We start from the raw sequence: 15786 nt of genomic DNA, 5'->3' as shown, positions 1-15786 counted from the left end.
CGTGACTGATTCCGCCTCCCGCCTCGCCGGACCCGTCCGCGTGGTCGGCGCGGGACTGCTCGGGGCATCCGTCGGCCTCGGCCTGCGCGCCCGCGGCGTGGACGTGCTGCTCGCCGACGCCTCGCCCGCCCACCTGCGCCTCGCCGCCGACTACGGCGCGGGCCGCCCGGACGACGGCGGAGCCGAGCCCGCACTGATCGTGGTGGCCGTGCCGCCTGACCTCGTCTCACGCGTCGTCGCGGAAGAACTCGCCGCGCATCCCGCCGCCGTCGTCACCGACGTCGCGAGCGTGAAGGGCCAGCCGCTCGCCGAGCTGGTCGCGACCGGCGTCGACCTCTCCCGCTACGTCGGATCGCATCCGCTCGCCGGGCGCGAGCGCGGCGGCCCCAGCGCCGCACGCGCGGACCTCTTCATCGGCCGCCCGTGGGTGGTCGCCGCCCGGCCCGAGAACGCGCGCGCCTCCGTCAACCTCGTGGAGGCGCTGATCCTCGACCTCGGCGCGACGCCCGTCGAGATGGCCGCGGCCGACCACGACGCCGCCGTCGCGCTCGTCTCGCACACGCCCCAGATCGTCTCCTCGCTGATGGCGAAGCGGCTCGCGGACTCCACCGCCGCCGCGCTCGGCCTCGCCGGCCAGGGCGTGCGCGACGTGACGCGCATCGCCGGCAGCGAGCCGGAGCTGTGGGTGCAGATCCTCGGCGCCAACGCGCCCGCGATCGTGGCGATCCTGCGCGCCTACCGCGACGACCTCGACCGGGTGCTCGCTGCGCTGGACGACGTGGACGCCGCCGGCTCCCGCCGCACCATCGCGGAGGAGATCGCGGGCGGCAACCTCGGCGTCTCCCGGCTGCCGGGCAAGCACGGCCAGGACAAGCGGTTCTCCAGCCTCGTCGTCATGGTGGACGACCGGCCGGGCGAGCTCGCGCGCCTCCTCGCCGAACTCGGTGAGCTCGACGTCAACCTGGAGGACCTGCGGCTGGAGCACTCGCCGGGTGCAGCCTTCGGCCTGGCGGAGATCGCCGTGCTCCCCGAGGTGTGGCAGCGCACCGTCACCGACCTGACCGACCGCGGCTGGAGGATCGCCGGATGACCGACACCAACCCCATCGTCGTCGCCGTCGACGGACCGGCCGGGAGCGGCAAGTCGTCCGTCTCCAAGGCGACAGCGCGCAAGCTCGGCTGGTCGTACCTCGACACCGGAGCGGCGTACCGCGCGCTGAGCTGGTTCGTCGTGCAGCGCCGGCTCGACCTCACCGACTCCGCGGCGGTGATCGACGCCCTTCCGGACTTCGACTATCGCATCGGCACGGACCCCGACACGTACCACGTGTTCGTCGGCGACCACGACGTCACCGGGGCCATCCGCGAGCCGGAGGTCACGGCCGCGGTCAGCGCGATCGCGCGCGTGCAGGAGGTGCGGGACTTCCTCACCGGGCTGTTCCGCTCCATCGTCGCCCGCACGGAGAAACGCGGCATCGTGGTGGAGGGGCGCGACATCACCACCATCGTCTGTCCGGACGCCCAGGTGCGGATCCTGCTCACTGCCGACGAAGAGGTTAGAATTGCCAGGCGTTCCGCTGAGCTGGCCGATCATTCCGCCTCTCACGTCGGTGAGGCCCTCCGCAGGCGCGACGCAGCCGATTCCCGAGTTGTGGACTTCATGAACGCCGCAGACGGCGTGACCACCGTCGACTCCACCGACCTCGACTTCGACCAGACCGTCGACGCGGTCATCGCGGTCGTACAGAAAGAGACCCATGTCTGACATCGACAACGAGCCGACAGGCGCCGACGACCTGGTCGAGCGCCTCGCGGACCTCGACGAGAACCTCGCGGTGCAGCGCGCCGCCGCCCTCCGCACCGGACTGGAGGAGTACGAGCTCGACGACACCGACCTCGACCTCCTCGGCGCCGTCACCGAGGACCCCGACGCGATCACCTACCTGCCCGCGCTGCCGGTGCTGGCCATCGTCGGCCGCCCGAACGTGGGCAAGTCGGCGCTCGTCAACCGCATCCTCGGCCGCCGCGAGGCCGTCGTGGAGGACACCCCCGGCGTCACGCGCGACCGCGTCTCGTACCAGGCGGAGTGGAACGGCCGGCGGTTCACGCTCGTGGACACCGGCGGCTGGGAGCCCGACGCCCGCGGCATCGACGCCTCCGTCGCCGCGCAGGCCGAAGTCGCGATCGACCTCGCCGACGCCGTGCTCTTCGTCGTGGACGCGACTGTGGGCGCGACCGCCACGGACGAGCACGTGGTCCGGCTGCTCCGCAAGACCGACAAGCCGGTGTTCCTCGCCGCGAACAAGGTGGACGACGCCCGCCAGGAGCCGTACGCGACCGAGCTGTGGTCGCTCGGGCTCGGCGAGCCGTGGCCGGTCTCGGCCCTGCACGGCCGCGGCGTCGCGGATCTGCTGGACCAGCTCCTGAAGGCGCTGCCCGAGGTCTCCAAGGTCGCCAAGCGCGAGGTCGGCGGACCGCGCCGCGTCGCGATCGTCGGCCGCCCGAACGTCGGCAAGTCCTCCCTGCTGAACAAGTCGGCGGGGGAGGAGCGCGTGGTCGTCAACGAGCTCGCCGGCACCACCCGCGACCCCGTGGACGAGCAGGTCGAGCTGGGCGGCAAGGTCTGGCGTTTCGTGGACACCGCCGGCATCCGCCGCCGTGTGCACCTGCAGCAGGGCGCCGACTTCTACGCGTCGCTGCGCACGTCCACCGCGCTGGAGAAGGCGGAGGTCGCCATCGTCGTGCTCGACGTGTCCCAGCCGATCAGCGAGCAGGACGTCCGCATCATCGACCTCGTGCTGGAGTCCGGCCGCGCGCTCGTGCTGGCCTTCAACAAGTGGGACCTGCTGGACGACGACCGCCGCCGCTACCTGGAGCGGGAGATCGAGCAGGACCTCGCGCACGTCTCCTGGGCGCCGCGCGTGAACATCTCCGCCCGTACCGGCCGCCACCTGGAGAAGCTGGTGCCGGCCCTGGAGCTGGCGCTCGAGTCGTGGGACACCCGCATCCCGACCGGCAAGTTCAACGCCTTCCTCGCCGAGCTCACCGCGGCGCACCCGCACCCGGTCCGCGGCGGCAAGCAGCCGCGCATCCTGTTCGGCACCCAGGCGACCAGCCGGCCGCCGACATTCGTGGCGTTCACCACCGGGTTCCTCGACCCGGGCTACCGCCGCTACATCATCCGCCGACTCCGTGAGGTGTACGGCTTCGAGGGCAGCCCGATCGTCCTCAACATGCGCGTCCGCGAGAAGCGCAAGCGCTGACCCCCGATCCATCTCTTCCGGAGTTGTGCACGCCCGTCACCGGCGTGTCGCGTGCACAACTCCGGAAGCGATTGCAGCGGGGCGTGGGCGTGACCCGGTTGGGGGGGTTTGTACCCCGGTTTGTCCTCAGTAGTGTGGACTAACGAGAGAGCTACCCGACTGCGCTACCCGAAGGCGCAGGCTCTCGTCATCGAGGACGCATACCCGAAAATGAGTTCTACAAGTTCATACACGCACGCCCGAAAACGGCAATGGGGCGCCGAGCGCCGCACCGAACCACTGCCCACGGTCCACCCGAAGCCCTCGGACCGGAAAGTCACCTGGAGTCGCGTCGCCATCGTCGCGACCATCGTCTTCTGGGCGATCTACGTCGTCACCACGATCATCCGCCAGTTCCTCGTGCTCGGCACGCAGGACTTCCGCTTCACGATGGAGGCGATCGGCTACACGGTCGTCGTCACCTTCCTCACCTTCTCCGCGCTGATGTACCTGGTCGCCCGGCAGGGCGCGTTGCAGCGCTTCCAGAAGCACGTGCGCGTTCCGCGCGCCGAGCTCGACCGGCACTTCGCCGATCACCAGCCGTCCATCACGGTGCTCGTGCCCTCCTATGCGGAGGAGCCGGAGGTCGTGCGGATGACGCTGCTCTCGGCCGCGTTGCAGGAGTTCCCCTCCATGCGCGTCGTGCTGCTGGTGGACGACAGCCCGAACCCCACCGACCCGGCCGTGACCGAGCGGCTGAACGCCACCCGAGCCCTCGCCGACAGCATCACCGGCCAGCTCGCGGAGCCCCGCTTCCGCTTCTCGGACGCGCTGATGCGCTTCGAGCTGGGCGACGAGCGCGCCTTCGCCGACGACGAGGCCGCGCTCGAGCTGGCCGATCACTACCGCTGGGCCGCCGAGTGGCTGTACGCCCAGGCCGACGCGCACGGGATCGACGACCACGTGGACGTCTTCTTCGCCGACCAGGTGCTCCGCGCCCTCGGCGACGAGCTGGCACTGACCGCGGAGGCCGTGACGGCCGCCGTCGGCGAGGGCGCCGCGCTCACCACCGAGCGCGTGGCCCAGCTCTACCGCCGCCTGGCGTGGACCTTCGACGCCGAGCTGATGATCTTCGAGCGCAAGAAGTGGGCGTCCCTGTCCCACGAGGCCAACAAGGCGATGAACCTCAACGCCTACATCGGCCTGATGGGCGGCACGTACCGCGTCGAGGAGACGCCGGACGGGCCGATCCTGAACGCCGTCCCTGCGGGCTCCCGCCGGCCCGGCGACATCGAGATCCCGGACAGCGACTTCCTGCTGACCCTGGATGCCGACTCCATCCTGCTGCGCGAGTACTGCCTGCGGCTGACGTACTTCCTGCAGCAGCCGGACAACGCCCGCGTCGCCGTGACGCAGACCCCGTACTCGTCGTTCCGCGGCGCGGGCACCCGCATCGAGCGCCTCGCCGGGGCGACGACCGACATCCAGCACATCCTGCACCAGGGCAAGAGCTTCTACGGAGCGACGTTCTGGGTGGGCGCGAACGCGGTGATCCGCAAGCGCGCGCTGGAGGACATCGTCGAGACCGAGTGGGTCGGCGGGTTCGAGGTGCGCCGGTACATCCAGGACCGCACCGTCATCGAGGACACCGAGTCGAGCATCGACCTCGGCACCCACGGCTGGACGCTCGTCAACTACCCGGAGCGGCTCAGCTACTCGGCCACGCCGCCGGACTTCGGCTCGCTGATCGTTCAGCGCCGCCGGTGGGCGAACGGCGGCCTCCTCATCCTGCCGAAGCTGTGGAAGCAGGTCCGCGAGCGCAAGCGCCGCGGCGAGAGCGTGTCGCGCATCGAGCTGCTGCTGCGGGTCAACTACATGGCCTCCATCTGCTGGGCGAGTTTCGGCCTGGTGTTCCTGCTGGCGTACCCGTACGACGGCCGGCTGCTCAGCCCGATGGTGCTGCTGGCCGCGCTGCCGTACTTCATCAGCCAGGCGAGCGACCTCCGCTACGCGGGCTACAAGGCCACCGACATCTTCCGGATCTACGGCTTCAACCTGATCCTGCTGCCGGTGAACCTTGCCGGTGTGCTCAAGTCGATCCAGCAGTCGCTGACCGGCAAGAAGATCCCGTTCGCCCGCACCCCGAAGGTGAAGAACCGCACCGCGTCGCCGCTGCTGTACGTCATCGCGCCGCTGGCGATCATCGGCTTCTCGCTGTTCACCCTGTGGCGGGACTGGAACGCGCACAACTGGGGCAACGCCGCGTTCGCCGCCTTCAACGCCTCGCTGGCGATCTGGGCGCTCGTCGCCTACGTCGGCATCGGCAACACGATCGTGGACATCTGGCTCGGCGTGACGAAGCCGCTGTACGTCGAGAAGAAGCGCAAGCGCTCCGCCCCGGCCTCCGCGCCCGCGACCGCGTCGATCGACTGGCGTTCGGTGCTCTACCACGGCCACGACGGCGGGGACGTGCCGCACATCGAGCGCACGGCGGTGCGGGATGGCGCGCCGCTCGACGCCCCGTCGGTCGACGGCGAGCGGCAGGCCGCCTGATGTCGCGCAAAGACAGGAAGGCCGCCGCCTCCGTCGGGGGCTCGGAGACCGACCGTCTCCAGGCTCCGGAGTCCGACTCCGGCCGCCGCCTCTCGCCGCTGCGTGTGATCGGCGCCGGCCTCGTCGCGGTGGTCGTGGTCTCGGCGGGCGTGGTCGGCTTCCAATGGTGGAGCGCCCGCGCTTCCGTCGACTCGAAGCCGTGGTTCGCCTCCTATGTGGACGTGACCGCTACCCCGAAGTACGCGTTCGAGAACCTGGGCGCGACCTCCACCAAGGACGCCGTGCTGTCGTTCATCGTGTCCGACCTGACGCACCCGTGCACGCCCTCCTGGGGCGGCGCGTACACGATGGACGAGGCGCACGGCGCCCTCGACCTGGACCGCCGGATCGCCCGCCTGCAGCAGCAGGGCGGCACCGTCGCGGTGTCGTTCGGCGGCCAGCGGAACGAGGAGCTCGCGGTCGGCTGCACCGACCCGTCTGCCCTGAAGAACGCGTACGCCTCGGTCGTCGACCGCTACAAGATCGGCACCGTCGACCTCGACCTGGAGGGCGACGGCCTCGTGAACGCGGACGCCGCCGCACGCAGGGCCGCCGCCATCCACGACCTCCAGCAGGAGCGCCGCGCCGCCGGCAAGAGCCTCGCCGTCTGGCTGACCCTCCCGGTGTCGCCGACCGGCCTGACCGTCGACGGCACCAACGCGGTGTCCGCGATGCTGAAGGCGAAGGTGGACGTGTCCGGCGTCAACCTGATGACGATGGACTTCGGCTCCGCGAAGGACGCAGGGAAGTCGATGGCCGCGACCTCCGAGGCCGCGCTCACCGCCACCCAGCGCCAGCTCGGCGTGCTCTACGACCGGGTGGGAACGCACCAGTCCGACCCGAGTCTGTGGGCGAAGATCGGCGCGACACCGATGATCGGCCAGAACGACGACCAGGGCCAGGTGTTCGGCCTCGCCGACGCCAGGACGCTGAACGCGTGGGCGGTCTCCACGGGCATCGGCCGGATGTCGATGTGGTCGGCGAACCGCGACAAGACCTGCGGCTCCAACTACGTCGACACGAGTGTGGTGTCGGACGCGTGCAGCGGGGTGGACCAGGGCAAGGACACCTTCGCCGGGCTCCTCTCGAAGGGCTTCGACGGCCGAATCGTGCTGGGGGAGGGTGCGGTCACCACGGCCGAGCCGACCTCCGTCGCCGCGACCGACGACCCGGCCCACTCGCCGTACCCGATCTGGTCCGGGAGCAACTCGTACCTGAAGGGCACGAAGGTCACCTGGCACCACAACGTGTACCAGGCGAAGTGGTGGACCAAGGGCGACATCCCGGACAACCCCGTGCTGAACCAGTGGGAGACCCCGTGGGATCTGGTCGGACCCGTGCTGCCCGGCGAGACCCCGATCCCGCAGCCGACCCTCCCGCCCGGCACCTACCCGGTTTGGAGTGGTGAGACCGCCTACGACAAGGGCGCCCGCATCCTGTTCGACGGCGTGCCGTTCGAGGCGAAGTGGTGGACGAAGGGCGACAGCCCGGAGGCCGCCAGCGCGAATCCCGACTCGTCCCCCTGGGCCCCGCTCACCCAGGACGAGATCGACACGATCCTGGGCGGTGGTAACACCCAGAAGTGACTCGACGGCGGGATGCTGCCGCTGCGCGCATCCCGCCGCCGAACCCCCCTGGACGCACCGCTGCGGGGCGGGAGGTCCGGGCGCTGCGTCGCGCCTCCCTCGTCGGGAGGAAGGCCGCGCGGCGCCGTGTCGGCGGGGCCAGGTGGCTTTCGGGTTGGTCACGACCGGCCCCGCCGACACGCTAAGATAGACGAGTTGTCCTGCTTGGCGCTCTTGCGGCCTGGGCGGGACAGCAACGGGCTGTGGCGCAGCTTGGTAGCGCACTTGACTGGGGGTCAAGGGGTCGCAGGTTCAAATCCTGTCAGCCCGACGTTCAGGGCCGTTTACAGAACTGTTTACGGAACCAGACAAAAACAGAATCGCCCCGGACTCTTGTCCGGGGCGATTGTCGTTTTATGGTCGTTTGCGGCACATTCGCGCTCCGCATCAGCTGCTCAGCCGCATCAAGACTCGAATCGGTACTTGCGATACTGGTTTCGGGCAGGCTGGCGCCGTCTCTACGCGGGGGGCTGCTCTCTCGAGCGGTGTTTGGGGCCGTGTTGGCTATTCGGGTGGAGGCGGACCGCCGGTTCCGTCACCGGCTTCTGTTCGGCTCCTCTTGCTGGAGGGGCGCTCGACTCCCGGCGGATACGATCCGGTGTAGGGGTTGTAGTGTTCGCGGTCGCGCCTTCGGAGCTTGGGGTCCTTGGCCCCGCCCGTCGTGGCTTCGTGGATCGTGTCGGCGATGAAGCTCACGATCTTGCGCATGTTGAAGGCTGTGACGATCATCGCCATCATCACTTGAGCCGCTGCGAAGCCTCGGACGAGTCGTCGACTGGAATCGTGCAGATTGTGACCGCCGCCGCTCTTGATCTGCGAGTTCAGCGACTCGATTGAGTTGCGGGCGTGCGTGTGGAAGTCCTCCCACTCGTCGGTGCCGTACGGGAACGCCTGAGCTTCACGGCGCAGATCGGCCGGGTCGAACGAGGCACTGTGTTGCGCACAGATCTTGTCCTGCAGCTGCTCGGGCGTGATGTCTTCTTCGTCGATCGTGGGTCGCGACTTGTTGGCGGCCTTCTTCGCCAATTCCCTCAGCGGGCAGATGACAGTCGGCGCATTCCCCAACGCGGGGCAGGCAAGAATGAGCTTGCCGTTCGCTTTGGTCTCCTTCTTGTGGAGTTCGTACGCGAGGCTCTCCTCCTTGCGCTCTCGGAAGGTGACCTTGTCGATCGAGCCATCGTGATACTGCTGAGTGGCATACAGGAGGCGCTCGGGGGTGCTTGGGCAGTAGGCCCGGCCTTCCAGGTATCGGGCTCCGTGGTCGCCGCCGGAGGGCTTGAGTCGATCCACGCGGTAATCGGTGGAGGGTGTGAAGCCAAGCAGGAAGGCAGGCTCGTGCAAGCGCGAGACCAGGCTGTTCGCCCAGTACTGCTTGTCGGCGTCTGCCACTCCGGGCAGCAGACCGAGGCGAAGGCTGTACGTCATGAGGTCGACTGCCTCTTCGGCGACCTCCTTGTTGGGGAGGCTCATAGTTGCCGCGACGATAATTCCAGGAAATCGTCGACGCTTCGGGTTCTCGGAGTCGACTCGAACCGCGAAGTTTCCTTCCCAACCCCACGCGTAGGTGGTGTCGTTCGGGCGGCTCGGCGTCGTCTCGTCTGTTTCCCTCTTGGTGTAGTCGGTCCGGTCGCCGGACTTTACGTGCCAGCCGACGAAGGCATCGACTGGGCCGGGGCCGAAGAGTCGGGGGTCGCCGGCCTTGCGCTCGGCGGCCACCTTCATCTTGAGTTTGCTGCGCGAATAGCCTTTGCGGTTCGGTGACGACATGTAGGTCTGGTCGAACGATATGTCGAGCGATGAAGAGATTCGCCGGATCGATCGGGGTTGCATTCGGTACGTCATCGCGACGAACGCGTTGGTGAAGTCGTTGAGGCGCTGGCGGCGAACGAGTTCGAGTTCTTGATCGTGGCCATTGAGGATCTCCGCGATCTCCGCGTGACTCTTGCTCGTCCAGCGCTGCTGGGGAAACGGGTCCATCACATCCACGATGCGGTGGAACGCGCGCGCCGTATTGGCGTACCAGCGCTTTCGCTGGTGAGTCGGCGCAAGGATCTTAGTTAGCGGAGGTTCCAGCCCGAGAAGCTCACGCGCCGCGGCCGTAAGCTGCCACTGGAAGAGGTCTGCAAGCGCCGAGAGGTGCATGGCCTTCCGCTCAGTCGCGAGGATCAAGAGTCCCGTGAGGATTGCCTCGTCCCTGATGAGTGCCGGCCTGCCCCCGAGAAGGAAGGGATCGCGGTCCTCAGCCCGCCACGAGGAGAGCAATGCGGTGACCCCGGAGTCGTGGACTCGCGCGAGCAGTTTCTGAACGGTCGCGTCCGGGATGGGCGGGCTCTCGTCGCCTCGACGCGCGACCTGTTCGAGTGTGAAGTCGCCGAAGTCGGCATCGATTTCCGAGAACTCGTGGCCGAGTGCTTCCCGAGGCTGCATGGTGCTTCCGAGGTTGCGGGCGGCCATCAGAGGTCGGCTCCGAAGAAGAGGTCGGCGCAGTCGTCGAGGTCGGGCTGATCCGCGAACACGAGGTACTTCTCGAGTCCGCCTGCGTGTGCAAGGCCGGCAGCCTGCACGAGCGCGGCGACGGGAACCCCGGCGTTCAGGTGGCGGACGATCCATGACGTGCGGAGCCGGCTGACGGTCGGACGAACGCGTCCGGGGTGCTCGGTGAGGAAGTTCTGGATGGCACGAGGGGGATACTCCTCGAGGCGGTAGCCCTGGAAGAGCAGATCTTCGGGCGCACGCGCAGCGGCCGCTCGCTGCAGAACCGTTTCCCACGGCGACAGCACAGGAATCCTTCGCGCGTTGGCGCCGTGGACGTGCACCCAGGTCCTCGCGCCGACTGTTTCGACGTCACCCACTCTGGCGGCGGCGATCTCAGCGCTGCTCATTCCAGCACCTGCACCGAGGCTGACGATGGTGCAGGCGTTTCGGATCTTGAGCTCGGTGGAGCGGGAGATCGCCCAGCTGTGGACTGCCGCCAGCTCAGCCTGCTTGAACGGTGGGGTCGCGCCCGCCAGATTCGGCGCCGGATAGCGCTTCACTGCGCTGCCGTTGATGCGCTCGGCCACCACTCCGAGCTGCCGAACGTTGCCCCAGCGGTAGGACTCCGAGTGCCCTCCGAGAGTGCGCTCGACGTAGTACCAGATGTTCGCCTCGCGAAAATAGCGGCGCTGGTCAGGATCGACACCCTTGACGCTCCAGATCCAGGCCGAGAAGCGGCCCGCCATCGACATCAGCCTCCGTGCCTGCTCCCAGGTGGTCGGCTTCGTCTCGAGAGCGACGGTCATCACCATGCGTCGGACTGCTTGCCACTGGACCGTGGGCTTCTGGGGTCGATACCGCGAGATCACCCGCCATGCCCACTTGGGCACGTCGGGGTAGTCGTCTCGGAGATCGGCGTGCTCGAGCGCGTACGTGTCGAGGTTGTCGATGAGTCGGCGATTTTGGTTGTCGGTCATGCAGGGCGTGTGTGCGGCGCGATTTCGAGTTTTTCGCGCCCGATGAAGGCGGAGTGCGGCGCACACGGGTCGGCCCAGGAAATGAAAAGCTGATCAGAAGGAAGAACCGTATGTCGGATTCATGGGTTTGTGACACCTGTTTTGGGGACAAAATTCATCAGTCGATCCAGTGCAGCGAGCTGCTGCAAGCCGGATATTCGCAGGAGCTCTGTCGGTGGCGTGCCGTCGGCAAGGTGCTCGATGAGCCATGTCGTTCGCATCCGGACAGGTCGGATGTCATGTGTCGTGCGAGCCCTGAGGAGGAAGTCGGTTATCTGGCCATCACGTGACGATGTACGGCCCGGTCTAAACGCCCAAGCGCCTCGAACGAGTTGCGGATGCACCGTGCTGAGGCGCTCGCTCCATAAAGGCGAGATCGGGACGGTCCGGGGCCTGTGGTCCCAGACCGTGACTTGCGAGATGCCCCGCTCGAAAATGAGGTCGTCGACCCGGACCGACTGGAGTTCTCTTGAAGTCAGCCCTGCACCAAGTCCCAGAACGAGAAGCATCATCGCGTCGATGCGCCTGCGTTCCGTCCCCTGGCTGATGGCCCATGAGTGAAGCTGGGCTACTTCAGCTCGTGTGTACGGCTCAGTCGGCGCTCTTCGCGGGATGGGGCGTCCAGGCACCCCCGATGAGTCCGTTTCAAGAGCATCGATCACGCGATAAAGCGAGGACCGGTGAGTGGCGCGGCTTCCTGCTAGATACCCGGGCATTCCCCGCTGAACGAAGTCGTCGGCGACGGCCCGGCGGAACACGCGCTCGCGGGTAAGGTGCATTCCTCGCGTGCGCCAGCACCAAAGCACGAACGGAACCACGGCTGGATAAACCTCGTGACGCGAACGGTCGCCCTGAGCGGCGTCGTTCACCGCCTCATCGATGAAGCGGCCGATGCAGTCCCAGTAGGGCAGGGCGTTGATGGGGCGGTAGACGTAACCGTCCTTGAGGTCGTTCATGCACGCCTCCTCGATCGGTGACCACACGGTACGGCGGGCGGCCGAAGCCAAACCACCGACTCATCGACAATGACGAGCCTCCCCATCGGAATGTCGACGTACGCCGCGCATAGACCCCCTGAACGCGCAATCGACTCGAGATCAGAGAGGCAGAAGTGGTACAGCATCCGTACGACCGTCGCGCGATCCATTTCGATGCGGCCACGGCTTTGGCGGAGGAAGGCGAGGCTGATGACGCGTCAATCAGGTACCTTTCCGCGGAAGCCAAGGATCTCGGCCTTCCCGCGAACAACACTCGACCCGGAGCGCGCGCGGAGATCTGGGTGGAACGGCTGTATTCGTATGAACTCCACTGGGTAGCTGAGGGCCGTGCTCCTCGCGAACACACGCGCGACCTCAGCACTCTGCCTGGCTGGGAGCGTCGGTTGGGCGAATGGGCGCGCTACCAGAGGAGGTTCGATCGGGAACTGAGCAAGTTTCAACGGTTGCGCCTCGATCGCTCTCCAGCTTTCGACTGGGATCCGAATGAGGCAGCGTGGGATCGAGCCTTGAACGCGGCCATCCAGATCGTTGTGAGAGAGCAACGCCTGCCCTACCTCAACGGGAACGACCGGTCAGAGTTCGTCGTAGCTCGCTGGCTGGGACGTCAGTTACGGCTGCGGAAGGCGGGTGCGCTGTCGAAACGGCGTGAGACCCTCTTCGACGCCCTATTGTCTCTTGCTAGATCAGCGCGCTGACGGCTCAGGACTGAAGTTGAGCAAGGTTCTTGAACTTGGGCCAAGTTGCTTGCATGATTGCCGCGGTTTCACTCTGACTCGCTTTAGATAAAACGTGCCGAACCCGGGTGAACCGACCACGTCGCCGAAAATACGTCCGAGGAGCGCCCTTGATTGCCACCGCACCATCCGACCGATTCATGAACGTCGTACTCGCGTCCCGGGTGGGTGATGCAATGGGAACACCGACCGAAGGGCTCACGGTCGATGAGATCGACGCTCGGTTCGGATGGGTGGAGACTTTCGAAGGCGACGGCACCGACGACAGTCTGATGGCAACGATTCTGTCCGAAACTCTCGTTGCCGGAGATGGGTACGGAACATCTGACGCGTGGGCCGAGCGGATCGTTCACAGTAAGAACCTGATCTACGAGAAGCGCGACAAGTTCTTCATCTCCATAATGCATCTCCTGGAGAAGCTGGAAGTCGGATACCGTCCGTCGGAGGTCGCTGTTGGAAACATGGCTTCCTCCAGCTCCGCAATGTGCATCTGGCCGGTGGGACTGGTCAACGCTGCACAGCCGGCGCTCGCAGCTCGGCAAGCCTATGAGCTCGCGCAGCTCATCCATACCAACGAAGTCGACTATTGCACCGATGCAGCAGCCGCGGTCGCAGCGGCAGTTGCCGCGACGTTTCTTCCTGGAGCAACCATCGAGACTAGCATCGAGGAAGCGCTCCGCACGCTTCGGCCGATCAGCGGTGACCTTCTACGCAAGACCGTGGCTCGAGCTTGTCAGCTCGCCGAAGATAGCCAGTCTTACCCGGAATTCCGGGACCGTTACCAGGACCTGTTCTCCCGGCGCATTATGTGCGACTCTCTTGAGACGGTGCCGGCCGCGTTCGCCTTATCCCTCCTTTCTGGGGGTGATGCTCGGATTGCTGTCGAGTACGGGGCGAACTTCGGTCATGACACGGACACCATTGCTAGCATCGCCGGTGCTCTCTGCGGTGCGTTGACATCGGAGATGCCTGTGCGGTGGTTCGACATGCTTGGCCCAGCCGCGGTAGCTGACGCGCGCACGGTAGCCGAGCGACTGCTGGCGGTTGCGCGCACGAGGCACAACGTCATGGCTGAGGAACTGACCGTTGCCGCGATCGCGATGGGTACGCCCTTGTGAAACGAGTGCTACTGACGGGTGCGTCTGGACGGCTGGGGACTGTTCTCAGCGCGGGGCTTCCTTCCGCCGATAGGCAGTTGGTGCGGACGGACCGCTTGGCGAAGGCTCCACTCGAAGGGCTTGGAGAGGTGTTGGATTGTGACCTGACGGATCTTAACCGGACAACAGATCTCTTGACCGGGGCTGATGTCGTGGTTCACTGCGCAGGCATCCCCGATGAAGCCACATTTGATGTCCTGCGGGACTCGAACGTCACAGCGACGTACAACGTATTCGAAGCGGCACGAGTCGCAGGCGTCAAGAGAGTGATTTACGCCAGCTCTGCGCATGTGGTCGGCCTTTACTTGCCCGGTAAGCAGCTCGATCCGAACTCGCCGCCCGCCCCTGATTCGGTTTATGCAGCCACAAAACTGTTCGGCGAGTCGGTCGGGTCTGTTTACGCCACTAAGCACAGCATCACCGTCGTGAACGTGCGCATCGGGAGTTTTCGTCCGCGACCTGAGAACTCCCGCCAGCTGAGCACCTGGCTCAGCCCCCGAGATGCGGTCCAGTTGTTCAACCGGGCCATTAGAGCTGAGACAACGGGGGTGGTCACCGTGTATGGCGTATCCGCGAACTCCCGAAGTTGGTGGCCCACCGACGGCGCCGACAGGATCGGCTACTCGCCAGAAGACTCCGCGGACGACTACGACGGTTTGGTGCCAGTGGACCCGGATTCGTTGATGTGGCAGGGCGGTATCTTCGCTCGGACGGATTACGCCGGCGGCGCAGGCTAGCCTCCTCGTCGGCAGATGGGGCCGGCGACAGCTCACGAAGCGGTCGCCCCATTCGCCATTAGTTGCCTGACCCAATCCGCACTTGACACCTCTGTTTCGACCGCTCATAATGATGCGGCTTGAGAGCAAAATCGTTTTATATAAAACGATTCGAAGTTAGGAGACGACGGAGTCATGTCGCTGGAAGTGGGTCTAAAAGACGTCGCGCTTCGTGCGGGTGTGAGCCCGGCGACCGCCTCGAACGCGCTCTCGGGCACTCGCCCGGTCGCCGAGGAAACCAAGCGCCGCGTCTTCGCTGTTGCCGAAGAACTCAACTATCGCCCCAACTTGGTCGCCCGGGGTTTGCGCAGGCAGGAGACCCGCACCATCGCGCTGCTGGTCGCCGACATCGCTAACCCCTATTACCCGGCAGTCGCCCGCGCAATCCACGACAGGATCGGTGCCCACGGCTATGTCTCATTCATCGGCAACACTGATGGCGACCCGAAAGCGGAAGTTCGCGTACTCGAGGAGATGCGTTCCCGTAGCGTCGACGGCGTCATCATGAGCACGATGGCGTTGTCGCCGGAACGCATCCGCGACGTCGTCGGACCGACGACGCCGCTGGTGCTCATCACCGGCGAATGGGTGGAAACCCCGAAACACGAGATCCGAAAGCTCCGCGCGGACGAGGTCGGCACCGACGATGCAATGGGTATCCGAGAGGCCGTCGAACATCTTCGCAGTAACGGCGTCACGGACATCGGCTACGTCAGCGGTCCCCGCGGTTCGGTGCCCGGCGCTGGTCGTCTCGAGCGTTTTCGCGACGCGATGAGAGACCTCGGCCTGCCCGTCAACGATGCCTGGATCGAACACGCAGACGGGTACACGCTCGAAACCGGCTATGACGCAGCTGACCAGCTGCTCTCACGAATTGACCGCCCCACTGCGATCATGTGCGCAAACGACCTCATCGCCATCGGCGTTCTCGAGGCCGCGCGCGACAACCAGTTGGCCGTGCCGGATGATCTGGCCGTGATCGGCTTCGACGATATCCCGACCGCGAAGCACGTGAGCCCCCGACTGACCACGATCATCAACCCGGCCACCCTCGTCGGCTACGCGTGCGCAGATGCGCTCATGCGGCGCATCGATCGGCCTGACACCCCCTACGAGCACACTGCCCTCCCGACCCATCTGGTCGCACGGGGCACGGCATAACCGTCCATCCA

Annotated in this window: 12 protein-coding genes and 1 tRNA gene; 10 read left to right on the top strand and 3 right to left on the bottom strand. The window is 66.4% G+C overall.

Annotation, left to right across the window (positions count from 1 at the left end):
• Position 1 precedes the first annotated feature (1 nt).
• The 6 genes from ACFQ9V_RS13435 to ACFQ9V_RS13410 all read left to right on the top strand — a co-directional run bounded on the left by ACFQ9V_RS13435 (position 2) and on the right by ACFQ9V_RS13410 (position 7729).
• The gene (locus tag ACFQ9V_RS13435) at positions 2-1090 is read left to right on the top strand and encodes a prephenate dehydrogenase (protein WP_382459638.1); all 1089 of its coding nucleotides are present in this window, start codon (positions 2-4) and stop codon (positions 1088-1090) included.
• Positions 1087-1764, top strand: coding sequence for a (d)CMP kinase (gene cmk / locus ACFQ9V_RS13430; protein ID WP_382459637.1), 678 nt, complete (start codon positions 1087-1089; stop codon positions 1762-1764). The genes ACFQ9V_RS13435 and cmk overlap by 4 nt, the downstream gene beginning before the upstream one ends.
• On the top strand, positions 1757-3262 hold the full coding sequence (gene der / locus ACFQ9V_RS13425) for a ribosome biogenesis GTPase Der (protein ID WP_382459636.1): 1506 nt from the start codon (positions 1757-1759) through the stop codon (positions 3260-3262). The genes cmk and der overlap by 8 nt, the downstream gene beginning before the upstream one ends.
• A gap of 210 nt (positions 3263-3472) precedes the next feature.
• Positions 3473-5794 carry a glycosyltransferase family 2 protein gene (locus tag ACFQ9V_RS13420; protein ID WP_382459635.1) on the top strand — a complete coding sequence of 774 codons (2322 nt, stop codon included), beginning with the start codon at positions 3473-3475 and terminating at the stop codon, positions 5792-5794.
• Positions 5794-7419 (top strand): chitinase, encoded by a 1626-nt coding sequence (locus ACFQ9V_RS13415; protein WP_382459634.1) that lies wholly within the window; start codon positions 5794-5796, stop codon positions 7417-7419. Before ACFQ9V_RS13420 ends, ACFQ9V_RS13415 begins: the two co-directional genes overlap by 1 nt.
• 236 nt (positions 7420-7655) lie before the next feature.
• Positions 7656-7729, top strand: a tRNA-Pro gene (locus ACFQ9V_RS13410).
• Between the two features lie 233 nt (positions 7730-7962).
• Here the strand turns inward: ACFQ9V_RS13410 and ACFQ9V_RS13405 are convergent.
• From ACFQ9V_RS13405 to ACFQ9V_RS13395, 3 genes are all read right to left on the bottom strand, one after another.
• Positions 7963-9912 carry a hypothetical protein gene (locus ACFQ9V_RS13405; protein ID WP_382459633.1) on the bottom strand — a complete coding sequence of 650 codons (1950 nt, stop codon included), beginning with the start codon at positions 9910-9912 and terminating at the stop codon, positions 7963-7965.
• On the bottom strand, positions 9912-10910 hold the full coding sequence (locus tag ACFQ9V_RS13400; protein ID WP_382459632.1) for a hypothetical protein: 999 nt from the start codon (positions 10908-10910) through the stop codon (positions 9912-9914). Before ACFQ9V_RS13400 ends, ACFQ9V_RS13405 begins: the two co-directional genes overlap by 1 nt.
• A gap of 119 nt (positions 10911-11029) precedes the next feature.
• Entirely contained in the window at positions 11030-11905 is an 876-nt protein-coding gene (locus ACFQ9V_RS13395; RefSeq protein WP_382459631.1) for a hypothetical protein, read from the bottom strand.
• Positions 11906-12060: 155 nt separating this feature from the next.
• Here ACFQ9V_RS13395 and ACFQ9V_RS13390 point away from each other — a divergent pair, with 155 nt between their 5' ends.
• From ACFQ9V_RS13390 to ACFQ9V_RS13375, 4 genes are all read left to right on the top strand, one after another.
• Positions 12061-12642: a hypothetical protein gene (locus ACFQ9V_RS13390; protein ID WP_382459630.1), complete on the top strand. Its 582-nt coding sequence runs from the start codon at positions 12061-12063 to the stop codon at positions 12640-12642.
• Positions 12643-12791: 149 nt separating this feature from the next.
• Complete coding sequence (locus ACFQ9V_RS13385) at positions 12792-13799, top strand: ADP-ribosylglycohydrolase family protein (protein ID WP_382459629.1); 1008 nt, start codon at positions 12792-12794, stop codon at positions 13797-13799.
• Positions 13796-14575: an NAD-dependent epimerase/dehydratase family protein gene (locus ACFQ9V_RS13380; protein ID WP_382459628.1), complete on the top strand. Its 780-nt coding sequence runs from the start codon at positions 13796-13798 to the stop codon at positions 14573-14575. Before ACFQ9V_RS13385 ends, ACFQ9V_RS13380 begins: the two co-directional genes overlap by 4 nt.
• 174 nt (positions 14576-14749) lie before the next feature.
• Positions 14750-15775: a LacI family DNA-binding transcriptional regulator gene (locus ACFQ9V_RS13375; protein WP_382459627.1), complete on the top strand. Its 1026-nt coding sequence runs from the start codon at positions 14750-14752 to the stop codon at positions 15773-15775.
• Positions 15776-15786 lie beyond the last annotated feature (11 nt).

This window comes from Leifsonia sp. NPDC056665 (assembly GCF_042791795.1).
Lineage (GTDB): Bacteria > Actinomycetota > Actinomycetes > Actinomycetales > Microbacteriaceae > Leifsonia.
Note: the sequence above shows the minus strand (reverse complement) of the source record. Positions and strands in the feature narration are given on the sequence as shown.